At 64.3% G+C, this 25491-nt stretch carries 22 protein-coding genes; 10 read left to right on the top strand and 12 right to left on the bottom strand.

Going from position 1 to position 25491, the window contains the following annotated elements; genetic code table 11:
* The first annotated feature begins 209 nt into the window (after positions 1-209).
* The 3 genes from FJV80_RS14155 to FJV80_RS14145 are packed head-to-tail and all read left to right on the top strand — an operon-like array spanning position 210 to position 5041.
* Entirely contained in the window at positions 210-1085 is an 876-nt protein-coding gene (locus FJV80_RS14155) for a glycosyltransferase family 2 protein (RefSeq protein ID WP_245437763.1), read from the top strand.
* Positions 1086-1107: 22 nt separating this feature from the next.
* Positions 1108-2394 (top strand): rhamnan synthesis F family protein, encoded by a 1287-nt coding sequence (locus FJV80_RS14150; protein ID WP_185975209.1) that lies wholly within the window; start codon positions 1108-1110, stop codon positions 2392-2394.
* 10 nt (positions 2395-2404) lie between these two features.
* Entirely contained in the window at positions 2405-5041 is a 2637-nt protein-coding gene (locus FJV80_RS14145; RefSeq protein ID WP_142876700.1) for a glycoside hydrolase family 99-like domain-containing protein, read from the top strand.
* Between the two features lie 10 nt (positions 5042-5051).
* Here FJV80_RS14145 and FJV80_RS14140 read toward each other — a convergent pair whose 3' ends face one another.
* The 8 genes from FJV80_RS14140 to FJV80_RS14105 all read right to left on the bottom strand — a co-directional run bounded on the left by FJV80_RS14140 (position 5052) and on the right by FJV80_RS14105 (position 14121).
* Positions 5052-6815: an ABC transporter ATP-binding protein gene (locus FJV80_RS14140; RefSeq protein ID WP_095788548.1), complete on the bottom strand. Its 1764-nt coding sequence runs from the start codon at positions 6813-6815 to the stop codon at positions 5052-5054.
* Positions 6816-6978: 163 nt separating this feature from the next.
* Complete coding sequence (locus tag FJV80_RS14135) at positions 6979-7923, bottom strand: acetamidase/formamidase family protein (protein WP_095788549.1); 945 nt, start codon at positions 7921-7923, stop codon at positions 6979-6981.
* A complete protein-coding gene (locus FJV80_RS14130; RefSeq protein ID WP_142876699.1) occupies positions 7913-9556 on the bottom strand; it encodes an ABC transporter substrate-binding protein in 1644 nt (547 codons plus the stop codon). The genes FJV80_RS14135 and FJV80_RS14130 overlap by 11 nt, the downstream gene beginning before the upstream one ends.
* 34 nt (positions 9557-9590) lie before the next feature.
* A complete protein-coding gene (locus FJV80_RS14125; RefSeq protein ID WP_142876698.1) occupies positions 9591-10511 on the bottom strand; it encodes an ABC transporter permease in 921 nt (306 codons plus the stop codon).
* On the bottom strand, positions 10508-11374 hold the full coding sequence (locus FJV80_RS14120) for an ABC transporter permease (protein WP_185975213.1): 867 nt from the start codon (positions 11372-11374) through the stop codon (positions 10508-10510). The genes FJV80_RS14125 and FJV80_RS14120 overlap by 4 nt, the downstream gene beginning before the upstream one ends.
* Before the next feature lie 19 nt (positions 11375-11393).
* On the bottom strand, positions 11394-12011 hold the full coding sequence (locus FJV80_RS14115) for an ANTAR domain-containing protein (protein WP_095773312.1): 618 nt from the start codon (positions 12009-12011) through the stop codon (positions 11394-11396).
* On the bottom strand, positions 12008-13102 hold the full coding sequence (locus tag FJV80_RS14110) for a transporter substrate-binding protein (protein ID WP_142876696.1): 1095 nt from the start codon (positions 13100-13102) through the stop codon (positions 12008-12010). The genes FJV80_RS14115 and FJV80_RS14110 overlap by 4 nt, the downstream gene beginning before the upstream one ends.
* A gap of 152 nt (positions 13103-13254) precedes the next feature.
* Positions 13255-14121: a helix-turn-helix domain-containing protein gene (locus tag FJV80_RS14105; RefSeq protein WP_142876695.1), complete on the bottom strand. Its 867-nt coding sequence runs from the start codon at positions 14119-14121 to the stop codon at positions 13255-13257.
* A gap of 95 nt (positions 14122-14216) precedes the next feature.
* Between FJV80_RS14105 and FJV80_RS14100 the strand changes: the two genes are divergently transcribed.
* Positions 14217-15761 (top strand): 4-hydroxyphenylacetate 3-hydroxylase N-terminal domain-containing protein, encoded by a 1545-nt coding sequence (locus FJV80_RS14100; RefSeq protein ID WP_142876772.1) that lies wholly within the window; start codon positions 14217-14219, stop codon positions 15759-15761.
* Between the two features lie 6 nt (positions 15762-15767).
* Positions 15768-16277: a flavin reductase gene (locus tag FJV80_RS14095; protein ID WP_027040919.1), complete on the top strand. Its 510-nt coding sequence runs from the start codon at positions 15768-15770 to the stop codon at positions 16275-16277.
* Between the two features lie 31 nt (positions 16278-16308).
* Here FJV80_RS14095 and hpaR read toward each other — a convergent pair whose 3' ends face one another.
* A complete protein-coding gene (hpaR, locus tag FJV80_RS14090) occupies positions 16309-16704 on the bottom strand; it encodes a homoprotocatechuate degradation operon regulator HpaR (RefSeq protein ID WP_245318148.1) in 396 nt (131 codons plus the stop codon).
* A 212-nt stretch (positions 16705-16916) separates the two neighbouring features.
* Here hpaR and FJV80_RS14085 point away from each other — a divergent pair, with 212 nt between their 5' ends.
* The 5 genes from FJV80_RS14085 (at position 16917) to hpaH (ending at position 21748) form a co-directional block, all read left to right on the top strand.
* Positions 16917-17303, top strand: coding sequence for a 5-carboxymethyl-2-hydroxymuconate Delta-isomerase (locus tag FJV80_RS14085; RefSeq protein WP_095792452.1), 387 nt, complete (start codon positions 16917-16919; stop codon positions 17301-17303).
* Positions 17304-17315: 12 nt separating this feature from the next.
* On the top strand, positions 17316-18833 hold the full coding sequence (gene hpaE / locus FJV80_RS14080; RefSeq protein WP_142876694.1) for a 5-carboxymethyl-2-hydroxymuconate semialdehyde dehydrogenase: 1518 nt from the start codon (positions 17316-17318) through the stop codon (positions 18831-18833).
* Positions 18834-18848: 15 nt separating this feature from the next.
* Positions 18849-19829, top strand: a complete 981-nt coding sequence (gene hpaD, locus FJV80_RS14075) for a 3,4-dihydroxyphenylacetate 2,3-dioxygenase (protein WP_142876693.1) — start codon at positions 18849-18851, stop codon at positions 19827-19829.
* A 243-nt stretch (positions 19830-20072) separates the two neighbouring features.
* The gene (locus FJV80_RS14070) at positions 20073-20945 is read left to right on the top strand and encodes a fumarylacetoacetate hydrolase family protein (protein ID WP_142876692.1); all 873 of its coding nucleotides are present in this window, start codon (positions 20073-20075) and stop codon (positions 20943-20945) included.
* Positions 20942-21748 (top strand): 2-oxo-hept-4-ene-1,7-dioate hydratase, encoded by an 807-nt coding sequence (gene hpaH, locus FJV80_RS14065; RefSeq protein ID WP_142876691.1) that lies wholly within the window; start codon positions 20942-20944, stop codon positions 21746-21748. The genes FJV80_RS14070 and hpaH overlap by 4 nt, the downstream gene beginning before the upstream one ends.
* Positions 21749-21757: 9 nt before the next feature.
* Here hpaH and FJV80_RS14060 read toward each other — a convergent pair whose 3' ends face one another.
* From FJV80_RS14060 to FJV80_RS14050, 3 genes are read right to left on the bottom strand one after another with little or no spacing between them, the layout of a single operon-like run.
* Positions 21758-22780 (bottom strand): phosphotransferase, encoded by a 1023-nt coding sequence (locus tag FJV80_RS14060; RefSeq protein ID WP_095773322.1) that lies wholly within the window; start codon positions 22778-22780, stop codon positions 21758-21760.
* Positions 22777-24084, bottom strand: a complete 1308-nt coding sequence (locus FJV80_RS14055) for an aminotransferase class III-fold pyridoxal phosphate-dependent enzyme (RefSeq protein WP_142876771.1) — start codon at positions 24082-24084, stop codon at positions 22777-22779. Before FJV80_RS14055 ends, FJV80_RS14060 begins: the two co-directional genes overlap by 4 nt.
* Before the next feature lie 37 nt (positions 24085-24121).
* On the bottom strand, positions 24122-25471 hold the full coding sequence (locus tag FJV80_RS14050) for an aminotransferase class III-fold pyridoxal phosphate-dependent enzyme (protein ID WP_142876690.1): 1350 nt from the start codon (positions 25469-25471) through the stop codon (positions 24122-24124).
* Positions 25472-25491 lie beyond the last annotated feature (20 nt).

Here is a 25491-nt window from a genome sequence, read left to right as displayed (position 1 = left end):
AGGCGACTGGCCATCACGCCAGCCGGAAACCTCGGAAGCAGCAAGACCATGTGAACCGTGACCGGCGGCTTGGCGGGACAGCGCGTCCATGCCCACGAACTTAGTCGGGAGTATGGACTCGACCACCGGAGTCACAGCGCTTAGATTGCGTACGGATCACTAACCTTTCCACGGGGGAAGCCAACTGAGGTATCAGGATGGCTTTGGCAATGAACAGGTCGATAACTGCCATTACTGTGACGCATAACAGCGCGCATACCGTGCGGGGGGCGCTCGCGCGCCTGCCTCCAGGGGTGGAGATCGTATGCGTCGACAATGCAAGTACCGACGATCTTGCCGGCGCGCTGTCCGGCCTTGCCGTTCATCGTATCGACAATCCTGTAAACCTCGGCTTCGGGCGCGCCTGCAACATCGGGGCGGCGGCGGCGACGGGTGAGTATCTGCTGTTCGTCAACCCCGACGTGCGTCTTGGGACGGACGCCGTCGATGCGCTCATGCAGGCGGCTGAACGCTATCCAAATTGCCGCGTCTTCGTGCCGCGCACCAATACGGTGGATGGCCGGCTCTGGTTTCGCGAGGAGAGCGAGATCGATCGTCTTTCAGGCATGTCGCTGCCCACACGCATCCGGCAGGTCTGGGGAGATTGTTGCGTCCGCTTCGTCAATGGCGGCGTGTTCATGATCAAACGAACGCTCTTCCTCGATACGGGCGGGTTTGACGAGGATATTTTCCTGTATTTCGAGGATGACGACCTTTCATATCGTCTGCTGCAGCGTGACGAGCCCATGATCCTTGTCAGTGGCGCGCATGCTGTCCACGACATTGGCACATCGGTTGCGCAATCAACCCGGGCGCGTATTTTCCGGTATCGCTCTAAGATGCGATCGGAGATCCACTTGCGCAAGAAATACGGCATCGCCTATAGCCCATTTGTAGACATACTCCGTTACTTGACGAAAATAGGCTTCTATTGCCTGACGCTTAATCGAAACAGATTGATCAATTCCCTGGGCCGGCTGATTGGCATATTCGACAGCATCCTTGACCGATCGCGCGCGAATCGGAACGGCGGCTATGTCGCCTGACGCTGCCGACACGAGCGTTGCCTTGCCTGATGTCCTGTCCCGCGAGCCGCGAAAAGGCGACAGCGTCGACCCAAGCAGTGCCGTGGGCGAAATCCACATCCACGCGCCGGGACGCTATGTCGTCGAGCTTTGGCCGACAGAGAGGTCGATGCCGTTTCTCCGGCTCGATGTTCGCCGCCCAGGACATGCGGACAGGGTCGTCTATGTGCCGGTCACCACGCGCACGTCCTATCTGCTCACAAGTAGCGAAGGCGGCCTGGGACTGCAATTTGATAGAGGCGACGTCGTCGCGGCGAGTGTTCGGCCCTTAGCCATCGGGGATATTGGCGCGCTGCTGCGTCGGCGTCGTCGCCATAAGCGATTTCAGCTGCCGCTCGGCGAAGGCCTGGTCTTGCAGCCTCTCTTGCACATCTCGGGACCGCAAGGGCGTGAATTGGCCCGCGCCCTCGGCAGTCTTGCCGGTTGGGGCTTTGGCCCTGCGAGCGACAATCTGCAGAAGACCCTGTCGCGGCACTTTGATGGTCCGCCAGCCGAGGCCCTCGAACGCCGGCCCACCGCCGAGCCGAAGATTGCCGTGGCGCTTCACCTGCATTACCCCGATCTCTGGCCCGAGTTCGAGGCGTTGCTGGAAGCGACCGGTCGTCAATTCCAGCTCTTTCTCACGCTGACCCGGCCTGACGCGGCACTCGCGCAACGCGTTCAGGCGAGATTTCCGGGTGCCGAGATCACGGTCTACGAAAATCGTGGCCGCGACGTCGGCCCCTTCATCCAATTGCTTCGCGAAGGAAAGTTCGATCCCTTCGATCTTATCTGCAAGCTGCATGGCAAGAAGTCGGGGCAGAGCGGGCCGCGCATGGTTCTCGGCGAGATCTGGCGCCAGGCGAGTGCGTTCGACCTGATCGGATCCCGCGGCGTGGTCGACCGCATCATCGCCAAGTTCGAACGTTCTCCCGACATCCAGATGATTGGATCCGGACGCTTTCGGATGCCCAATGAATGGAAGGGGGAGAAGGCTGCGTGGGGCGAGAACAGGGCGATGGCCCTCAATCTGCTGGAGGCAATGGGGATGCCCTCCAGTTCTCCCCTCGATTTCTTTGCCGGGACGATGTTCTGGGTTCGTCGCGACGCGCTGGAACCGCTGCGACGGCTCGATCTGCCCTTGGCAGCCTTTCCCGAGGAGACAGGCCAACAAGACGGCACATTGCAGCATGCCCTCGAGCGTGTTCTTGGAATGATCTGCACAAAGATCGGCGTTGCCTCGGATGGTGACATGACGACGGATTCCCGCGAGGCAGACCCGTTTGGATAGATCCGAATTCTTGGTCTTGGTAAGATCGCTCACCAGCAGAAGCCGATGGAAGAGATTTCGCCTGCGGCAACGAATTCGAGCCAGCGGTCTGTTCGATGTGTCGTGGTATCTGGTTCAAAATCCGGATGTAGCCCGGAGCGGGAAAGATCCGATCCTGCATTACATCAGGCATGGTGTCGCGGAGTCGCGAAACCCGAGTCCGAACTTCGACAACGAATACTATCTGACGAAAAATCCCGACGTGGCTGCCGCCTCGATGAATCCGTTGGATCACTACATTCGTTTCGGCAAGATCGAGGGGCGCAGCCCCCGACGTGCTCCGGGCACAAATGCCGGCGCCATCCAGAGACCCGCCACCTACGTGCCGCGATCCAGCGAGAGGCGACCCGTCGCACTGAAGGCGCGCCTCATTGCCTTCTACCTACCACAGTTTCATCCGATTCCTGAAAATGACGCCTTTTGGGGAAAGGGTTTCACGGAATGGACGAATGTGACACGCGCGGCGCCGCAGTTCGATGATCATTATCAGCCCAGGCGGCCGGCGGACCTCGGCTTCTACGACCTGAGAGTGAAGGACATCCAGAAGGAACAGATCGAGATTGCCCTTCAGTACGGCGTCTCGGGGTTCTGTTTTCACTTCTACTGGTTCAACGGCAAGCGCGTCCTTGAGATGCCGATCAGGCAATTCGTCGAAAACGATGCGCACGAACTGGGCTTCTGCATCAATTGGGCAAATGAACCCTGGAGCCGCCGTTGGCATGGGCTCGAACAGGAGGTGCTGATTGCGCAATCGCATTCACCCGAGGACGACCTGGCCTTCATCGAATATGTATCCCGCTATTTTCGCGACCGGCGATACATCCGCATCGGCGGCAAGCCTCTTCTGATGATTTACCGGCCAGGATTGTTTCCGTCGGCCGCTGAAACAGCACAACGCTGGAGAGCCTATTGCCGGGAAGCCGGCATCGGCGAGATTTTTCTTGCCTACCCGCAGTCGTTCGACAAGGACGATCCCGCCGAATTCGGATTCGACGCCGCCGTCGAATTCCCACCGAATCTTGGGAAATTTCGCGAGATCAGCGGCAGAATTCCAACGCTCAAGAGCGGCTTCAGGGGAAAGATCTTCGACTGGACGGAGCTCCTCAAACGCAGCCGCGCCTACCCACAGGTTCCCTACACGCTGTTTCGCGGACTTTGCCCTTCCTGGGACAACACCGCACGGAGGATGGAGGCAGCCCACATTCTGGTGAACGCATCGCCGCCCCGCTACGCAGAATGGCTCGCCAACGCGGTCGCCGATACATGCGATCGTTTCGCCGATTTCGACAGCCGCCTGATCTTCGTCAATGCCTGGAACGAGTGGGCGGAGGGAGCCTATCTCGAGCCTGACGCCCGCTATGGCTACGCCTATCTGCAAGAGACGCGGAACGTCCTGTCGGCTCCGTCAGCGGCCGGCAAATTCCCCGGGGGCGCGTCCTGGCGCGTTCTGTTCGTTTCGCACGATGCGGCTCTCGGTGGGGCGCAGGCTTCGTTGATCGACATCGTCCAATGGCTGCAATCGCACACCGAGCTGGAGATCAAGGTGCTGTGCCTGGCAGGCGGTGAACGGCTCGAACAGTTTCGACGCATTGTCGATACCGCCCTTCTGGACGATCTGGTTTCGCCAACCGAGATGACCGCCACGAAGCTGGCCCGCATCGCCGATTGGTACGGTGGCAGACCGGACCTCATCTATTGCAACAGCCTGGCCACCGGCCGTGTGCATGCGCTGCTTGGGGAACTGGGCATTCCTATCCTGACGCATGCCAGGGAATTGGCAACGAGCGTCGCCCGATACGCCAAGGACGACATGGAGGATGTGGTTTCCCACACGCGGAGATTCGTTGCGTGTTCGCCAAGCGTCCGGGACTACCTGGTGGCCGAGCACAAGGTCGAAACGAACGCCATCGACGTCATTCCAAGCGCGGTTCCGCAGCCCGGCGCCGATCCCGGTCAGGAAACCCAGCGTCTTGAACGTCGCCGACTGGCCGGCTGGCCCGTGGACAAGACCATCGTCCTGGGATCCGGCCTCGCAATGCCATTCCGCAAGGGTGCCGACCTGTTTATCGAGGTGGCCCGAATTCTTCGGGCCCGTGGGGTCGAGGACTATCATTTCTACTGGCTCGGCTCGTTTCCGGAGCGGGAACGGGATGAAGCTCTCGGCACCTGGTCGCAGCACCTCGACAGGATGCGGGCGGACGGGTTGGACGAAAAAGTTACATTTCTGGGCGATGTCGACGATGTGCGCGGCTATCTTCGGGCTGCCGATCTGTTTCTTCTGACATCCCGCGAAGAGCCGTTCGGCCGCGTCATGCTGGAGGCGGCATTCGCCGAGTTGCCGGTAATCTGCTTCGCTGGCAGCGGCGGGGCGCCGGATTTCGTCGAGGACGATGCCGGCATCATCGTCGAACGGGCCGATCCGGCCGCGATGGCAGATGCCACGCTGAAACTGATCCGGAACCAGCCGTTGCGGACGAAGCTCGGCAGGCAGGCGGGCGCCAAGGCGCGGCGGCATTTTTCCACCGACCAGGTCTTTCCGCGCCTGCTGTCGACCATGCGGAAGGTTGCAGGCCAGCCGCCCGCTGTCCCGATCATCGTGCCGACTTAAATTATGCCCGCTACCTGTCCGCAGCGACGAGGTGGCCGTTGCCGACATCCTGCAAAGCCAGTTTCAGCGGCGCCTCGCCGATCCTGCGGGTGGCGCTCGGGATTTCCTGGTCGAGGCGGGCGAAGCGGCTTCTGCGCCGCGCTGGATCGGGCACCGGCACGGCTTCGATCAGCCGCCTGGTGTAGGGATGGCGCGGGTTGGAAAAGACCTGGTCGCGCGTGCCCATTTCGACGATCTGGCCGAGATACATGACAGCGACGCGGTCGGAGATGTTCTCGACCACCGCCATGTCATGCGAGATGAAGAGATAGGCGACGCCGAATTCGCGCTGCAATTCCTTCAACAAATCGAGCACGCGCGCCTGCACCGAGACGTCGAGCGCCGAAACGCTTTCGTCGGCGATGATCAGCTTCGGCCGCAAGGCGAGCGCGCGGGCAATGCAGACGCGCTGGCGCTGTCCGCCGGAGAATTCGTGCGGATAAAGCTCCATCTGATCGGCCGAGAGGCCGACGCGCTCGAACAGGGCCGCGACGCGCTGGCTGCGCTCTTCCCTTGAGGCGATGCCGTGGATCACCAGCGGCTCGGCGACGAGGTCGCCGACGCGCATGCGCGGATCGAGCGAGGCGAAAGGGTCCTGGAAAATCATCTGCACGTCGCGGCGCACCGCCTTGCGTTCGTCGCGGCCGAGGCCCGACAAATTGCGCCCGCCAACGATGATGTCGCCGCTGTAAGGTACCAGCCCGGCCAGCGCCTTGGCGGTGGTCGACTTGCCGCAGCCGGATTCACCGACCAGCGCCAGCGTCTCGTTGGGCGCGACCGAGAAGCTGACGCCCTCGACCGCATGAACCCGGCGGGTGACCCGGCCGAAGACGCCTCCGCGCAGGTCGAAGCGGACATGCAGGTCTTTGACCAAGGCGACGCTGGCTGGCGTTGCCGTCTCCACATGCCTTGATTTCTGCCGCCCGACGCCGCTGCCGATGCGCGGCACGGCGGCCAGCAGTTCGCGCGTATAGTCCGCCTGCGGCCGGGCGAAGATGTCCGGTGTCTTGCCCTCCTCGACCATGCGGCCATGCCGCATGATGATGACGCGATCGGCCATTTCGGCGACCACGCCCATGTCGTGGGTGATGAGGATGACGCTGGTGCCGTGCTGGCGCTGCAGGTCGCGCAGCAGTTCCAGCACCTCGCCCTGCACGGTGACGTCGAGGGCGGTCGTCGGCTCGTCGGCGATCAGTACGTCGGGCTCGAGCGCCAGGGCCATGGCGATCATCACCCGCTGGCGCATGCCGCCGGACAGCTCGTGCGGGAACTGAATTAGCCGGCTTTCGGCTTCCGAAATGCGCACCGCCTTCAGCGCCTCGATGGCGCGCTGGCGGGCTTCGGCCGGCGAGAGGCTGGTATGCGCCTCGATGGATTCGGTGAGCTGCCGGCCGATCGACAACACCGGATTGAGCGAGGTCATCGGCTCCTGGAAGATCATGGCGATGCGGTCGCCGCGAATGCGGCGCATCCGGCGCTCGTCGAGGTCAGCCAGGTCGGTATCGCCAAGTCGGATCTTTCCAGATGAAATGCGGGCGGCAGGCTGCGGCAGGAGCTGCATGATCGCCAGCGCGGTCATCGACTTTCCGGAGCCGGATTCGCCGGCGATGCAAAGCGTTTCGCCACGCGCCAGCGTCAGCGACAGGTTGGACACGACCTCGCGCTCGCCATCCTCGCCGCGCACGCTGACGGAGAGGTTGGCGATGTCGAGGATGGTCTTGGGGGCTGAGTTCATTGGGAGAGCAGGGTTCTGAGAGGTTTATTCGGGCACGCCCCCCACCCGGACCTCCGGTCCGACCTCCCCACAAGGGGGCGGTAGGGCGCCAGCGCTTCACCCTCCCCCTTGTGGGGAGGGTCGCTGCGAAGCAGCGGCGTGGGGGTGCGGCGCCAACCTCGCGTCATTCAAACACGCAGCGCGGGAAGTAGAACGACACCACCCAGTTCGGCATGTCGACGATCTCGCTGATCCTGAGATCGCCGCACACCGAGGCGAGCATATAGGCCTCGACCGGGTCGATCTGGTAGCGCCCGGCAATCAGGTCGACCATCTGGGCAACCGCTTCCCTGGCGCCGGCCATCAGGTCGGGGCCGATACCCGTCGTCACTTCATAACCCTTGGCGTCGAGGTGACGCGTCACCGGGCCAGGGGTGGTGAAGCGCGGCGTCTTCAGCCTGGCATCCTTGAGCAGGTCGAGCTTGAGCACGACGTCCATCGGGCTTTCGATCGCCGTGCCGCAGACCTCGCCGTCGCCTTGCGCGGCGTGCGTATCGCCTACCGAGAACAGCGCGCCGGTCACCTCCACCGGCAGGTACAGTATGGTGCCGGCGGCGAGATCGCGGATATCGAGATTGCCGCCGACGCGCCGCGGCGGCACCACCGAGTGGAGGCCCATCTCGGCCGGCGCATTGCCGATGGTGCCGGCGAACGGCTTCAGCGGTACGCGGGCATTCTTGCCGAACAGCGCCGGCTCGAGCGAGGCGGCGTCGTATTTCCAGATGTTGAGCGCCGGCTCCTTGAAGTCGTCGGCGAGCAGGCCGAAGCCCGGAATGTTCCCCGTCCAGCCGAAGCCGGACGGTTTGAACAGCTCGATCGTCACCTTCAGCGCGTCACCGGGCTCGGCACCTTCGACGAAGATCGGCCCGGTCACCGGGTTGATGCCGGCGAAGTCCAGCTTGGCGATGTCGGCGACCGTGCTGTCGGGCTTCAGCTGGCCGCCGGCGGAATCCAGGCACTGGAACTCGATGGTCGATCCGGGCGCCACCCGCTCGGCCGGGGCAAAGGAATTGTCCCAGCCGAAATGGTGATGGCGCCCATGGATGGTGTAGTCGCAACTATTGCACATCTTTTACGTACACATTGTCATAGTTGATCGGGATATGGACCGGGTCGACATAAAGGTTGTCGGCACCGCCCATGCGGGCCGATTTCATGGTGAAGCGCTGCTCGTTGAACACCGGCGCCCAGGGTGCGTCCTCCATGATCTTGTCGTAGATGGCGCTCCACATCTTGCCGCGCTCCACGGCCTTGGCCGGGTCAACCACGGAGTCGGCCTCGGCCGCCTTGGCGTCGAGGTCCTTGTTGCAATACCACGACCAGTTCCAGCCGCCCGGTACCGCACCGGCGCAGCCGAGGATCGGGCCGTAGAAGTTGGACGGATCGGGGAAGTCGGCGATCCAGGCCATGCCGCCCGACCAGATCATCGGCGCGCCGGCCTTGTCGCCGCCGGCGGCGATGACGTTGGCCTGGGCGAGCGACTGGATGCTGGCCTTGATGCCGATCGCCGCCAGATCCTGCTGGATCGCCTGGGCGATGCGCGGGTTCGGGTCGGTGTTCATGGCGAACAATTGCGTGTCGAAGCCATCGGGATGGCCGGCCTCGGCCAGCAGTGCCTTGGCCTTGGCGACGTCATACGGGTAACCCTTGTACTCCTTGTCGTAGCCCGGCATCGATGGCGGCAGCGGCTGGTTGGCCGGCACGGCGCGGCCGTTGATGATCTGGATGACGCGCGCCTTGTTGATCGCCATGTTGACGGCCTGGCGCACCTTCACATTGTCGAACGGCGCCATGGTGGTGTTCATGGTGACATAGCCGGTGTGCAGCTGGCCGCCTTCGACGACGCGCGCCTTCTGCTCGGGATCGGCCATCACCTCCTGGAATTTTGCCGGCGGAATGCCGTCGCCGGGCACGTCGATCTCGCCCTTCTGCAAGCGCAGCAGCGCCACGATCGGCTCCTGGCCGATCTCGAAGGTGATCTTGTCGAGATGCGGCAGGCCCTTGTGCCAGTAGTCCGCATTGCGCTCGAAGACGATGCGCTGGCCGAGCGTCCACTCGGCTAGCTTGAAGGCACCGGTGCCGACCGGATGCTTGCCGAAATCCGCGCCATATTTCTCGACCTCCTCCTTCGGCACGACATGCGAGAAGTTGATGGCCATCACATGCAGGAAGGTCGCGTCGGGGCGGGTCAGCTCGAACTTGACCGTATAGGGATCGACGACGGTGACGCCGGACAGGCTTTCGGCCTTGCCGGCGGCGACATCGTCATAGCCCTTGATCGAGCCGAAGAAGCCGGCGCCCGGGCTCTGCGTCTTCGGATTGGTGACGCGATCGAGCGAATATTTCACGTCGTCGGCGGACATCTCGCGGCCATTGTGGAATTTCACGCCGTGCCGCAGCTTGAAGGTGAAGGTCTTGCCGTCTGGCGAGATCTCGTAACTTTCGGCAAGGTCGGGCTTGAGGTTGGTGGTGCCCGGTTCGTAGTCCATCAGGCCGTCGAACAGGCTCTTGATCATCGACCAGTTCTGCCAGTCATAGCCGATCGCCGGATCGAGGGTGGCGACATCGTCCTTGTAGGTGATGGTGATGGCGCCGCCCTGCTTGGCGTTGGGGTCGATCGTGTCCTCGGCGCGGGCGCTTGCCATGCCGAGCATCAGCGCCAGCGCCGATGCCGCCACGGTGGTGGCCAGAAATCTTTTCATTTGGTGTTCCCTTTCTCTGATTGTTTTCTTGGTTTCATCTGAGCTTGATGCGCGGGTCGATGAAGGGCGCGATGATGTCGGCCAAGAGGTTGCCGAGCACGATGGCGAAGGCCGAGACCAGCGTGACGCCCATGATGATGGGGATGTCGACGCGCTGGATGGCCTGCCAGGCGAGCTGACCGATGCCGGGCCAGCCGAACACGCTTTCGACGACGACGATGCCGCCCATGAAGATGCCGATATCGATGCCGATCATAGCGATGACCGGCAGGATGGCGTTGGGCAGCGCATGGCGGAAAATGATGGCGCCGCGCGCCAGGCCTTTCGCACGCGCGGTGCGCACATAATCCTGGCGCAGCACGTCGATCATCGACGAGCGCATCATGCGGGCGTACCAGCCTGCGCCGAGGATGCCCATGGTCAGCGACGGCAGCACCAGATGACGCCAGGTGCCGTAGCCGCCGATCGGAAACCAGCTCAACCTGACGGCAAAGACGTAAAGCAGCAAAAGCCCGACGACGAATTGCGGCGCCGAGACGCCGACGAAGGAGGCGACCATCAAGGTCTGGTCGGTCGCGGTCCCGCGCTTGACGGCGGCGATGAGGCCCATGCTCAGCCCGATCAGCAATTCGCACAGGATGGCACCGACCATCAAAAGCAGGCTGGCCGGCAGCCGCGAGACGATGAGTTCGGTGACTTCGGAGCGCTGGATGTAGGAGCGGCCGAGATCGCCGCTGACGAGCCTGGTCAGATAGTGCCAGTACTGGACGACAAAGGGCTGGTCGAGGCCGAGCTGCTGGCGGATGTTCTCGACCGTCTGCGGCGTGGCGCTGCGGCCGGCGATCTGGCGGACCGGGTCGGCGGGAAAGAGATAGAGCAGCGCGAAGGTGATCAGCGAAACACCAAGCAGGATGAGCAGCGACTGGATGAGGCGGCGGCCGAGATAGGCGATCATGCCCGGCCCCTTTGCATCGGATCGAGGATGTCGCGGAGCGCGTCGCCGATCAGGTTGAAGGCGAGCGCCAGCGCCAGGATCGCGGCGCCGGGGAAGAACACCAGCCAGGGTGCCGCCTGGAAATAGGTCTGGTTCTCGAAGATGATGTTGCCCCAGGACGCCGTCGGCGGCTGCACGCCGATGCCAAGAAAGGAGAGCGTCGCTTCGAGCAGCACCGTCGTCGAAATGCCGAGCGTGCCCCAGACGATGATGGTCGGCAGGAGATGCGGCAGGATGTGGCGGAACAGGATGCGCGGCGCGCCGGCGCCGATGGTGCGCTCGGCGTCGATGAATTCGCGCTCTGCAAGCGAGGAGGTTTCGGTGTAGATGACGCGCGCGGTCTGCACCCAATTGACCAATGCGATGACCATGGCGACGATCCACAGGCTCGGTTGGAAAACCGCCGCCAGGCAGATGGCGAGCAGCAGCGCCGGAAACGCCATCATCAGATCGGTGAAACGCATCAGCGCACTGCCGATCCAGCCGCGGAAATAGCCCGCGGTGACGCCGACCAGTGTGCCGATGAACAGCGCCACCCCATTGGCGACAATGCCGATGATCAACGAAGTGCGGGCGCCATAGAGAATGCGGGTCAGTAGGTCTCGACCGAGCAGGTCGGTGCCGAGCCAAAATTTGGCATCCGGCGGCAGCGGCGAGCCCTCTATGGTCAGGCCGTCGAACATCTGCTCGTTGGGATCATAGCCGGTCAGCCACGGCGCCAGCACGGCGCCGGCGACGACAATGGCGACGATGACCAGGCCGAGCAGCGCCAGACGGCGTTTGACCAGCCGGCGCCAGACGCCGGCGCGCGGCTTGGCCGGCATGCGCGCCGTGGCCGGGAGGTCAGGCGCGATGGGACTGGTCATCGCCGCCTTCCTCACCCGTTGCTTCCTCATCGGTCATCGCCACGATCCGGCGCGCGGCATCCTCGACGCTGATCTGCCAGCTCATCGCCAGCGAGCGCAGCTGCGCATAGGCGCGCTCGTCGTCCGAGCCTTTCGACAACGCCGCCACCGCGCGCACGATGGTCTGCCGCTCCGCGACACGCTGGCGCAGCGATGCAATTTCGCCGGCTAAATGTTTACGCGCCTCGAAACTCTGCCTTGCGATCAATAGCGCGCTGTAGACGCCGGCAGTGCCGACCGGCTTAAGCAGTTGCGCGTCGGCCTTGTGCGAGAGCGCCCATTCGATGCGGCCGGGCGCCTCGGAACCGATCAGCGCCACCAGCGGCATCGGCGCTTCACCGGCTTTCCAGGGGAATTGCTCGTCGAAACCGAGATCTGCATCGAAGAAGACGAAATCGGCGGCCAGCGCCTCCGGCGGCAGTTCCGGCCAGCAGTCGAGCGCGATCAGGCCGATCGCCGACAATTGCCTGGTGATGGCCTGCACCGTCGAATGCGGGCGATGCAGAATGAAGGCCCTGGCACCGCCGAGGTTGGGAATGCGCGGCGTCCTGGTCACGACACCACCCGCAGGCGCAGACGCCCGAACGTCCTGGCAGGATCATAGCGCGACAGATAGGGATCCGGCGCGACCTCATCCTCACGGCTGACGACCTCGAAGAACCCATCGGCGATCCGGCCGATGATGACAGGCAGCGTCGCGTGCTGGGTGTTGGCGTCGATGACGATCGGTCCAAGCCGGGTGGAGAAGCGCCGTTCGGCGAAAGCCTTGGAGAATTCCGCGGGTCCAGCTTCGGGATTGCGCGCGAGCACGTCGGCCATCACCTGCACCGAGGCATAGGCCGAGGCCTCGAAGGACGACGCGAAGGCCGCCGGCCGCGGCGCGAAATACGGGCCGACGGACAGATGGCCTCTCCCCGTCTCGCCGATCGCCGGCAGTTCGCCCTCGGTGAGGTTGCAGGAGATGACAGGACAATTTTCCGGACGGAAGGCGGCATCCTCGTCGCCCAAATCGCGATAGGCGGCGAGGAAGGCGTAGGACGAGGTGCCTATCAGATTGTTGAGGATGAAGCTCGGCCGCGTCGCCCGGATTTCCCCGATGAGGCGCGACACGTCGGTCTCGCCGATGCGCAGATAGCGTTCGCCCAGCACCTTGCCGCCGGCGTCGGCGATCAGGTCGCGCGCCACGCGGTTCATCTCCCAGCCCCAGATATAGTTCGAGCCGAGCAGGAAGCCGTCGGCGCCGAAGCGCGGCACGACATGGGCCATCAGCGGCACCAGATGCTGGTTGGGACAAGCGTGCATGTAGACGACATGCTCGTTGGCCTCGAAGCCTTCATAGGGGCATGCATACCAGAGCATGCCGCCGGCCTTCTCCAGCACCGGAATGGTCTCCTTGCGGCTCCAGGAGGTGACGCAGCCGACGACGTGGCGCGCGCTGCTGGTCTTGAAGATGTCTTCGCAAAGCGTCGCGTAGCGGTCGGCATTGCTTTGCGGATCGCGCTCGACCGGCACCAGCTCGATGCCTGAGCCGCGGTCGGCATTGATGTCGGCGATCGCCCGCATGGCACCCATGCGGCATGCATCGGAGACGAGCTGATAGCTCCCCGAACGGGAATAGAGGATACCGATCTCGATGCGCCGTTTCAAACAGGACCCCAGAAAATGAAAATGCCCCGCAGCCAGCGCCGCAAGGGCGAGGCATACGAGGCATTCTTGCCGCCCGGCGATCAGGGCCGGTATTTGGCCTTAGGGTATTCGGTCCGGCTGGTCAGTCAAGCGGGAAAGTGCGAGGGCTTGCCTCAGCCCTGCAGCTGCTTGCGCCGCCAGGCGGCAGGCGCTTCGCCTATCCGTTCGCGGAAGAAACGCGAGAAATAGGCGGGGTCGTCGAAGCCGATCTCGTAGGCGATGTCCTCGACCGTGCGCACGGTGAACAGCAAGAGCCGCTTGGCTTCCAGCAGCCGCCGCTCGCTGACGACGCGCTTGACGCCGCTGCCCAGCACCGCATGGGCAGCCTTGTCGACGAGATGCGGCGTGGTGGCCAGCGTCGCGACGTAGCGGTCGACCGGCCAGTTGTCGCGGAAATGCGCATCGACAAGCCGGCGCAGGCCCATGGCCAGCGACGCATCGGAAGACGGTGCGGCGGCGACTGTCGCCGGCGCGAGACGCGCGATGTGGGAGAGCGCTACGGCAATCAGCGACGGCAGGATTTTGTCATTGCCGGCCTGCGCCTCGGCATATTCGGCGGCGATCATCTCCAGCACCGTCGCCAGCTTTTTCCATGCGGCGTGTCGCGGCAGGCCGTCGGCAAAGACCGGCCTGTCCAGCGGCAACAGGCTATGGCCGGCCAGGGCGGCGAGCGCATCGTCCGCGACGGAGACGACGATGGCGTCGGTGCCGGGGCCGATCGAGAAGCCATGCACGATGGTGCTCGGCACGAAGCTGACGGCCGGCGCCGAAAAGTCCCAGGCGCGGTCCTCGATGCGGTAGGTGCCGGAGCCGCTGGTCCAATAGGTGATCTGACCCATCTGCGGATGCTTGTGCGCCGCCACCTGGCCGAGATGGATGTTGCTGCGCGCAAGCACTGTCTCGACATGCAGGAAGCCGACATCGAGCGGCCGCACCGGCTCGCCATAGACGAAGAAATCGGGAATACCAGTTTCGCTCATGCCAGTGGAAAAAGTCCAAGCGGATTCGTGCTTTTGTCCATAAACCTTTGTAACGGCCAGCGCTATTGTTAACACGTTAAGGGAGGATGATGATGATGCGATCGGAAGATTTCCGGGCCGACACGAAACGCCCGTTCACCGGGGCCGAGTATCTGGAGAGCCTGCGCGACGGCCGCGAGGTCTATATCAACGGCGAGCGTGTGGCCGACGTCACCACGCATCCGGCGATGCGCAATTCGGTCCGCTCGCTCGCCCGCCTCTACGATGCCTTGCACGACCCGGCGCGGCAAGCGGCGCTGACCTCGCCGACCGACACCGGCTCGGGCGGCTACACCCACAAATATTTCCGCGTCGCCAAATCCTCTGGCGAACTCGCCGCCCAGCAGACGGCGATCGCGCAGTGGTCGCGCATGTCCTATGGCTGGATGGGACGCACTCCCGACTACAAGGCGGCGCTGATGAACACGCTCGGCGCCAATGCCGACTGGTACGGGCCGTTCAAGGACAATGCGCTCGCCTGGCACAAACGGGCGCAGGACGCCGCGCTGTTCATGAACCACGCCATCGTCAACCCGCCGATCGACCGCCACAAGCCGGCCGAACAGGTGAAGGACGTGTTCGTCCACATCACCAAGGAGACGGATGCCGGCATCCATGTCTCCGGCGCCAAGGTGGTGGCGACGTCCTCGGCGCTGACGCACTACAATTTCCTGGCGCAGGGCTCGGCGACGGTCACCGAGGATCCGTCGCTGTCGGTGATGTTCATCGTGCCGATGAACGCGCCGGGGATAAAGATGTTCTGCCGCGTCTCCTATGAACAGACGGCCAATACGGTGGCGGCACCCTTCGACTATCCGCTGTCGTCGCGCTTCGACGAGAACGACGCGATCCTGGTGCTCGACAATGTCTTCATCCCCTGGGAGGATGTTCTGGTGCTGCGCGACGCGCAGAAGATCCTGTCGTTCCACCCGGCGTCGGGCTTCATGCATGGCTATTGTTTCCAGGGCTGCACGCGCTTCGCCGTCAAGCTCGACTTCCTCGCCGGTCTGCTCGCCAAGGCGCTGCGCGCCACCGGCGGCGACGCCTTCCGCGGCAATCAGGCGGCACTTGGCGAGGTGATTGCGCTCAGGCACATGTTCTGGAGCTTTTCCAACGCCATGGCCTACAATCCGATCCCGTGGGCGAATGGCGCGGTGCTGCCCAATCTCGACGCCGCCCTCGCCTACCGCACCTTCATGTCGGAAGCCTATCCGCGCGTCATCGACACGGTGCGCCGGGTGATCGCATCGGGGTTGATCTATTTGCCGTCATCGGTGCGCGACTTCAACAATCCCGAAATCGACAAGTACCTGGCGCAATATGTGCGCGGCTCCAACGATATGGGCCATGTCGAGCGCATCAAGATCATGAAGCTGTTGTGGGACGCGACCGGCACCGAGTTCGGCGGCCGCCACGCGCTCTATGAGCTCAACTATGCCGGCGCACCGGAAGAGGTGCGGTTGCAGGTGCTGAAGGGCGCCGAACGCGGCGGGCGGCTGAAGGCGATGGAGGAACTGGTCGACACCTGCATGGCCGACTATGACGAGAATGGCTGGACTGGCGACACCTGGCTGCCGCCGCTGACCTCGACGGCTGGATGAACTCCGATGGCCACGCAGATCTCGAAAACCGATTTCCGCGACGCCATGGCCAGGGTCTGCGCGCCGGTCAACATCGTCACGACGGACGGCCCGGCCGGGCGCGGCGGCTTCACCGCCACCGCCATGTGCAGCGTTTCCGACGAGCCGCCGACGCTGCTGGTCTGCATGAACGGGCGTTCGACACAGGCCGCCATGTTCCTCGCCAACCGGCGCTTCTGCGTCAATGTGCTGACGCATGACCACATGCACCTGGCGGGAAAGTTCGCCGGTGCGACAAGGGACATGGAGGCCCGCTATTCGGCGGCGCGCTGGCAGACGCTGACCTCGGGCACGCCGGCGCTGTCGGACGCGATCGTCAATTTCGATTGCGAGATCGAGGACGTGCATATCGTCGGCACGCACAATGTCATGATCGGCCGCGTCATCGACGTGCGGCACGGCAGCGGTGGCTCGGCGCTGCTCTATGTCGACCGCAACTACACGCAGCCGACACGGCTCGGAAGCTTTGGAGGGTGAGGCGGGGCGAACGGCGCGGGACGGAGAGCGCTCAGCTCTCGCCGTCGATCAGCGCCTCCAGCAGATCGAGCAACTGCTCCAGCCGCTCATGGCCGAAGCGCTTTTCGATGTCGTCGTAGATGACGCGGCGTTCGGGGGACAGGGCGTCGATCAGGGCAGAGCCGGCCGGGGCGATGGTCAGGATGACGCGGCGGCCGTCGCCTTCCGCTTTGTTCCGGGTGATGAACTTTCGGCCCTCGAGCGCCTTGATGATGCGCGTCAGGCTGGGCGGCAGCACCGAGGCGCGATCGGCAAGCTCGGTCGCCTCGACCGGGCCGGCCTCGCTCAGCACGCGCAACACGCGCCATTGCTGTTCGGTCACGTCATGCGCGGCGAGCATCGGGCGAAACCGCGCCATCACCACTTCGCGGGCATGAAGGAGCGCCATTGGCAAGGAGCGGCGGGTGTTCTCGGGCAGCAAGTAAAATTCTCTCCAGCGCTGGCTTGCGATCGGCGGCGGGCTTTGCCCGGCAGCGCTGGCCGTCAAAGCCTGTCATCCCGTATCGTCGCCTCGGGCCGGATGCAAGGCTTGACTTCGGCGACATCACATGTAATTAACGCGTTAACTACAACAAGCAATGTTCCAGGGAACGAGACGCGGTGCCTCACTTCTCCATCGAGTATTCAGCCAATCTCGATGCCAAGGTCGACATGGCCGAATTGTGCGCGCTGGTGCTGCGCACCGTGCTCGACACCGGGCTGTTCGAGACCGGCGCGGTGCGGGTGCGAGCCTTCCGCGCCGAAGCCTACGCCATAGCCGACAATCTGCCGGAAAATGGCTTTCTCGACATGTCGTTTCGCGTCGGGGCGGGTCGCGGCGCCGAGGACAAGAAACGCACCGGCGATGCCGTCTTCAAGGCGGTGAACGAATATCTGGCGCCGCTGTTCGAGACCCCGCATTTCGCTTTGTCCCTGGAGATCCGGGAAATTGATCCGGCGCTGAGTTGGAAGAAGAATGCCATCCACCCGCGGCTGCGCGGCAAGTGACGGAAAGCTGACATGTCCGACCTCGAAGGCAATCTGAAGAAGGCCGAGGCCTATCTGGCCCGTTTCAAGAGCGATGGCGTGCTGAACCAGATCGGCGGCGAGGCGGTGCCGGCCGCTGACGGCTCGACCTTCGAGACGCTGTCGCCAGTCGACTTGAAGCCGCTGGCCAAGGTCGCGCGCGGCAGCAGTGCCGACATCGACCGCGCCGCCAAGGCGGCCAAGGCGGCCTTTCCGGCCTGGGCGGCCATGCCTGGCGAAGCGCGCAAAAAGCTGCTGCACAAAATCGCCGACGCGATCGAGGCGCGCGCCGAGGAGATCGCCTTCGTCGAATGCATGGACACCGGCCAGGCGCTGAAATTCATGGCCAAGGCTGCGTTGCGCGGTGCGGAGAATTTCCGTTTCTTCGCCGACCGCGCGCCGGAAGCGCGCGACGGCGAGACGCTGCGGACGACCGGCCAGATCAATATGACCACCCGGGTGCCGATCGGCCCGGTCGGCATCATCACGCCCTGGAACACGCCGTTCATGCTGTCGACCTGGAAGATCGCGCCGGCGCTGGCGGCAGGCTGTACGGTGGTTCATAAGCCGGCTGAGTTCTCGCCGCTGACGGCGCGCCTGCTGGTCGAGATCGCCGAGGAGGCCGGCCTGCCGAAAGGCGTCTGGAACCTGGTCAACGGGCTTGGCGAACATGCCGGCAAGGCGCTGACCGAGCACCCCGGCATCAAGGCGATCGGCTTCGTCGGCGAGAGCCGCACCGGCTCGATGATCATGAAACAGGGCGCCGACACGCTGAAGCGTGTGCATTTCGAGCTCGGCGGCAAGAACCCGGTGATCGTCTTTGCCGATGCCGATCTCGAACGCGCCGCGGATGCGGCGGTGTTCATGATCTACTCGCTCAACGGCGAGCGCTGCACCTCGTCGTCGCGGCTGCTGGTTGAAGCCTCGGTCTACGACCGGTTCACCGATCTGGTGGCGGAGAAGGCCAAGCGCATCAGAATAGGCCATCCGCTCGATCCGAAGACCGTGGTCGGGCCGCTGATCCATCCGGTGCATGAGGAGAAGGTGCTGTCCTATATCGAGATCGGCAAATCGGAGGGCGCCGTGGTCGCCGCCGGCGGCGGCAAGTTCGCTGGCCCCGGCGGCGGCTGCTATGTCAGCCCGACGCTGTTTACCGGCGCCACCAACCGGATGCGCATCGCCCAGGAGGAGATTTTCGGGCCGGTGCTCACGGCAATCGCCTTCAAGGACGAGGCCGAGGCGCTGGCACTGGCCAACGACACGCAATACGGCCTGACCGGTTATCTCTGGACCTCTGACGTGACCCGCGCCTTTCGCTTCACCGACGCGCTGGATGCCGGCATGATCTGGGTCAATTCGGAGAATGTGCGGCATCTGCCGACACCGTTCGGCGGCGTCAAGAATTCCGGCATCGGGCGTGACGGCGGCGACCATTCCTTCGATTTCTACATGGAGACGAAGAACATCGCCTTCGCCACGACGGCACACGCGATCCAGAAACTCGGCGGCTGACCGGAGGAGATCAGAATGCCCTTGCCCAAGCCCAACCTCTATCCGGCCTTCAACATCGTGCGCCTCAGCCATGTCGAGCTGGCGGTGACCGATCTGGCCAGATCGCGCGCCTTCTATGTCGACACGCTCGGCCTGCAGGTCACCGACGAGACATCGGGCGCCATCTACCTGCGCGCCATGGAGGAGCGTGGCCATCACTGCATCGTGCTGCGCAAGGCGACCACGCCGGAAGCCCGTGACCTCGGCTTCAAGGTCTTTTCGGACGAGGATCTCGACAAGGCGGCGCATTTCTTCAAGGGCAAGGGCCTGCCGGTGGACTGGGTCGAGCGGCCCTACCAGTCGCGCACCTTCCGCACGCGTGACCCGCACGGCATTCCGCTGGAATTCTATGCCGAGATGGCAAGGCTGCCGCCGATCCACCAGAAATACGCGCTCTATCGCGGCGTGAAACCGCTGCGCATCGACCACTTCAACTGCTTCTCGCCCAATGTCGACGAGTCCGTCGCCTTCTACAACGAGCTCGGTTTTCGCGTGACCGAATACACCGAGGATGCCTCGAGCGGAAAGCTGTGGGCGGCGTGGACGCATCGTAAGGGCGGCGTCCATGACATCGCCTTCACCAACGGCGTCGGGCCGCGCCTGCACCATGTCGCCTTCTGGGTGCCGACGCCGCTCAACATCATCGACCTGCTCGACCTGATGGCAACGACCGGCTATCTCGCGAACATCGAACGCGGCCCCGGCCGGCACGGCATTTCCAATGCCTTCTTCCTCTATGTGCGCGACCCAGACAACCACCGCATCGAGATCTATTGTTCGGACTACCAGACGGTCGATCCGGACCTCGAACCGATCAAATGGGACCTCAAGGACCCGCAGCGCCAGACGCTGTGGGGCGCGCCGGCGCCGAAAAGCTGGTTCGAGGAAGGCAGCAGTTTCGCCGGTGCCACGGCCCGCCAGCCGGATCTGACGGCCTCGCCGATTGTGGCGCCCTGATGAGATTTGATCGATGACGGCATTCCTTCGCGCCCCCCTCTGTCCTGCCGGACATCTCCCCCACGAGGGGGGAGATTGGACGTCATCTCCGCCTTCGCCAATCTCCAACGCTGCAAGAAGAGCGCCATCCGTCCGAGCTGCCAATCTCCCCCCGTGTGGGGGAGATGTCCGGCAGGACAGAGGGGGGCGCCGTAGGGCTCCAACCTCGCCGATATTCCGCATCACCATCGGCGGAGCCGCCGCATGACCCCGTCACGCCTCGCCACCTTCACCGCCGGCGGCAAGGCGCGCTATGGCGCGGTCACAGGCAAGGGCGTCGTCGACCTGTCGGCCCGCTACAGCCAGTGGCCGACATTGCGCGAGGTGATCGAGGCCGGCGCCTTGCGTCGGCTGGCGGAAGAGGCGGAGGGGTTTGCCGCCGATTTTCCGCTCGACGCCGTCGCCTACGACATCCCTGTCCCGTCGCCGGAAAAGATCATCTGCGTCGGCGTCAACTATCCGGACCGCAACGAGGAGTACAAGGACGGGCAGGCGGCGCCGGCCAACCCGTCGCTTTTCATCCGCTTCCCGCGCTCCTTCGTCGGACACGGCGCGCCGCTGGTGCGGCCGCCCGAATCGCCACAGCTCGACTATGAGGGCGAGATCGTCATCGTCATCGGCAAGGGCGGCCGCCGCATCGCGGAGACCGACGCGCTCAGCCATATCGCCGCACTGTCGCTGTGCAATGAAGGCACCATCCGCGACTGGGTCCGGCATGCCAAGTTCAACGTCACGCAAGGCAAGAATTTCGACCGCACCGGCTCGATCGGCCCGTGGCTGGTGCCGTTCACCGGCGAGGCGCAGGTCGCCGACATTACGCTCTCCACCCGGGTCAATGGCGAGCTGCGCCAGCAGGACCGCACCAGCCGCATGATCTTTTCCTTCCGCAAGATCATCAACTACATCTCGACCTTCACCACGCTGGTGCCAGGCGATATCATCGTCACTGGCACGCCGACCGGCGCCGGTGCGCGTTTCGATCCGCCGGTCTGGCTGAAGCCGGGCGACGTGATCGAGGTCGAGGCCGACGGCATCGGCGTGCTGCGCAACAGCGTCGTCGACGAGGCAGCTTCATGACCCCGGAACAAGTGGAAGACGCCGCCAACCGGCTGTTCGAGGCCGAGCGCTCGCGCCGCCAGATCCGGCTGCTCAGCCTCGATTTTCCCGACGCCACCATGGAGGACGCCTATCGCGTCCAGGCGGCGCTGGTGACGCGCAAGATCGAAGCCGGGCTGAAGCCGAAGGGCTGGAAGATCGGCCTGACCTCCAAGGCGATGCAATATGCGCTGGCTATCGACACGCCGGATTCCGGTGTGCTGTTCGACGACATGTTCTTCAACGACGGCGCGACCATTCCCGCCGGCCGCTTCATCCAGCCACGAGTCGAGGCCGAGATCGCCTTCGTCATGAAAGCGCCGCTCAAGGGGCCAGGGGTGACCCTCTTCGACGTGCTCAATGCGACCGGCTACATCACGCCGGCGCTGGAAATCCTCGACACGCGCATCGAACGCGTCAACGCCGAGACGAAGAAGGCGCGCAGCTTCTTCGACACGATCTCCGACAACGCCGCCAATGCCGGCATCGTCATCGGCGGGCGGCCGCAGCGGCCCGATGAGGCCGACATGCGCTGGATCGGCGCCATCGTCTCGCGCAATGCCGAGGTCGAGGAAACCGGGCTCGGCGCCGGCGTGCTCAACCACCCGGCCATGGGCGTTGCCTGGCTGGCCGACCGGCTCGCCCGCTACGGGATGTCGATCGCCGCCGGCGAAGTGGTGCTGTCGGGCTCATTCGTGCGTCCTGTGGAGGCGCGGCCCGGCGACACGATCGTCGCCGATTTTGGCAGTTCAGGCACGGTCAGCATTCATTTCGCCAAGGGCTGACGGTGCCGCCTATTCGCCGCGCAGATAGGCGATCACCACATCGGCCGCGATGTTGGACATGCGCAGGCCGACCTCCCTGGTGATGTCGCCTTCGACGCGGCTCTGCACCCAGCCCAGAAAGGCGAATGACCGCAGCGCGGCGAACAGCGGTAGCGCGGCGACATCGTGCGGCGTCAACGTCCGCTCCTGCCGGTAGCCCTCGAGCAGCGATGCCTCGATCAGCGGATAGAGCGGCTCCTGCCGGTTCTGATACAGGGCGACGGCAAGGTCGTACATATGCCAGCCAAAGCCGCAATCGTCGAAGTCGATGATGCGCACCGCGCCGTCATGGATCAGCACGTTCTCGCGCACCAGATCGGCATGGATGATGCCGAAGTTGCGAGGGCCGCGCTCATGCTCCGAAAGCGCCTTTGCGGCCTTGTCCCATGCCTGCAGAACAAGGTCGCGGCGCGGGCCATCGAGAAAGGGCGAGGTCTCGAAGCGGCCCCAGGTCGGGCTCGGGCCGAAGAAGCCGTCGAAATCCCAGGCATGGCGGGCAAAACCGGCGGGCGGCGTCCAGCTGGCGCTGATATTGTGCATCTGCGCGATGGTTCGGCCGATCGCGGTGAAGACCTGCCTTGCCTGTTCAGGAGTGTAGGCCAGGGGTACGCCCCGCGCGCCGACGGCGCGGCCTTCGAGCCAGCTCAGGCAATCGGCCTGGCGAGGCGGTCCTGAGGCGGCCTTCCTGACAAGCACGAACAGATCGCCGGCCGGTGTCGGCACCGGAGACGGCGTGGCGATACCGGCGGATTGCAGAAAGCTCATCCATTGCAGTTCCGAGCGCAGCGCGGCATCCGTGTGGTAGCCAAGCCGATGGATGCGCATGGCGGCCGGCTGGCCGTCCGGCAAAGAAACGCGGAAGACCGCATTCTCGCGGTATTTCAGCAGCTCCGGTTCGCCGTCGCGGACGCCCCAATGGGTGAGCGCATGCCGGGCAAGTGCGGTAACATGCGCTTCCGTCTCGGGCTCGGATCGCTCGGAAACCACGTTCACGCCGTCCCTCCGTTGACTTCATCGAGCACTTCGTCGAGCGTGCCGATCAGCAGATCGCCATGGGCGCGGGAAAACGGCATGGGCGGGCGGATCTTGAGCACATTGCCGTGGATGCCGGTCTTGCCCATAAGCACGCCACGGTCGCGCATCGCGTTGATGACGCGCCCGGCGATGTCGGGCGCGGCCTCGCGCGTCTCGCGGTCGTGGACCAGCTCGGCGCCGAAGAACAGGCCGGCGCCCCTGATCTCCCCGATGCAGCCATGCCGATCGGCCAGCGGCCGCAGCAGGCCGAGCGCATAGGCGCCGACATCGCACGCATTGGCGACGAGGTTTTCGTCTTCCAGGACATCGAGGACGGCATTGGCGACCGCACAGGAAACCGGATTGCCGCCAAAGGTGTTGAAGTAGCGGAAGGCGTTGCGGAACGTCGACAGGATCTCTGTGGTGGTGACGACGGCGGCGACCGGGTGGCCATTGCCCATCGGCTTGCCCATGGTGACGATGTCGGGAACGAAGCCGGCGCGCTGATGGCCCCAGAAATGGCTGCCGGTGCGGCCAAAGCCGGGCTGCACCTCGTCGGCGATGACCAGACCGCCGGCCTCACGCACCGCCGCCACGGCGTCGTCGAAGAATCCGGTGGGCAGCGTCGGGAAACCCTCATTGGCGAGCAGCGGGCAGAGGATCATGCCGGACAGGCCGATACCGTCCTTTGCCAGCGAGGCGATGGCTTCGCGCACCGCGTCGCCGAACGCCTTGCCGTTGGCCATGGCGTCGGGATGGCGATAACTGTCGGGCGCCGGCACCAGCCTGACATAGGGCGCACGGCCGCCGACCGGAGGCATGCGCGTTGAGAGCTGCGAAACGGCGGAAGTGTTGCCGTGATAGGTGGCGTCGGAGGCGATGATACCCATCTGGCCTGACGTCGCCTGCGCCATGCGCAGCGCGATGTCGTTGGCCTCGCTGCCGGTGCAGGTCAGGATGGCGGTGGACAGGCCGGCATCGAATGTCGCGGTCAGCCGCTCGACATAGTCGAGGATGGCGGTGTGGAGATAGCGCGTGTGGGTGTTGAGCAGGCCTGCCTGCCGGCACAGCGCCTCGACCACATGCGGGTGGCAGTGACCGACATGGGCGACATTGTTGTAGGCATCGAGATATTGGCGGCCGTCGGCGTCGTAGAGCCAGACGCCTTCGCCGCGCACCAGATGGACCGGCTCGTCATAGAACAATTGCGATTTCGCGCCGAGCAGGCGGCCACGCCGGCCAATCAGCGTTTCTCCAGCCGGTTTCTTCTGGGATTGAGCCATCTGCATGTAGCAAAACTCCGTTGTATCAGCCGCTTTGTCAGACCTTCGAGAGGCCGGCGTCCAGCGCTTCGCCAATCTTGGCGACATCGGCGGCGCTGATGATGAGGGGCGGCGACAGGATGATGTTGTTGCCGGAGACACGCAGCATGACGCCGGCCTCGTAGGCCGCCTCCGAAACCACGGCCATGGTCTTCTTGTCGGTCGGCTTCTTGGTCGCGCGGTCGGAAACCAGTTCCAGTGCCGCCATCAGCCCCTTGTACCTGACATCGCCGACGATGGCGTGCCGGGCCTTCAGCCCTTCCAGCACCGCCCCAAGCTCGACGCCGCGCACGGCCGCGTTCGCGTTCAGACGGAGCCGTTTGGTCTCGGCAAGTGCCGCCAATCCCGCCGCGCAACCGACAGGATGGCCGGAATAGGTGTAGCCATGGCCGATCGACCCAAAACTGGACTTGTCGGCCTCGAATACATCGGCAACCCTGGCGCCGATCAAGGTCGCGCCGAGCGGGAAATAGCCCGAGGTGATCGCCTTGGCGATGGTCATGAAATCCGGCTTCACACCGGTCAGCCGCGAGCCCGACCAGGCGCCGGTGCGGCCGAAGCCTGTCACCACCTCGTCGGCGATCAGCAGGATTTCGTGGCGATCGCAGATCTCGCGCACCAGCGGCATGAAGCTTTCGTGTGGAACGATGACGCCGCCGGCGCCGAGCACCGGCTCCATGATGAAAGCGGCGATGGTGTCGCCGCCCTGGAAGGCGATCTCCTCCTCCAGCGCCCTGGCGCAGAGTTTGGCCAGCCGCGCCGGGTCTGCCTCGTCGAACGGGTTGCGGAAGGTCCAGGGTGCCGGGATATGGAACACGCCGGGCAGCAGCGGCTCGTAGTTGCGGCGGAAATTCGCGTTGCCGTTGACCGAAGCGCCGCCGAAATGCGTGCCGTGATAACCCTTCTTCAAGGCGAGGAACTTGGTGCGGTCGGCCTGGCCGCGGATCTTCCAGTATTGCCTCGCCAGCCGCAGTGCTGTCTCGACCGAATCCGAGCCGCCCGAGGTGAAGAAGGTCCGCACCATGCCTTCCGGTGCGAACCATTCGGCGAGTTCGTAGGCGAGCTCGATCGACGGCCCGGTCGAGGTGCCGCGAAAGCTTGAATAGTATGGCAGCGCGCCGAGCTGGTCGGCGATCGCCTTCTTGATCGGGTCGCAGCTGTAGCCGAGATTGACGTTCCACAGGCCGCCGACCGCGTCGAGCACGCTCCTGCCATCGATATCGGTGACGGTGACGCCCTCACCCTTCATGATCACCTTGGGCGGATTGGCCCGCATCTCGGCCGGATGCGCCATCGGATGCCAGATCGGCTTGGCATTGGTCTCGGTGAGGAAATTGATGTCGCGCATCACAAGGCTCCGCAAATGGT

The sequence above is a fragment of the Mesorhizobium sp. WSM4310 genome, assembly GCF_007003935.1.
In the GTDB taxonomy this organism is placed as follows: domain Bacteria; phylum Pseudomonadota; class Alphaproteobacteria; order Rhizobiales; family Rhizobiaceae; genus Mesorhizobium.
This window is presented reverse-complemented; position numbering and strand designations above follow the sequence as displayed.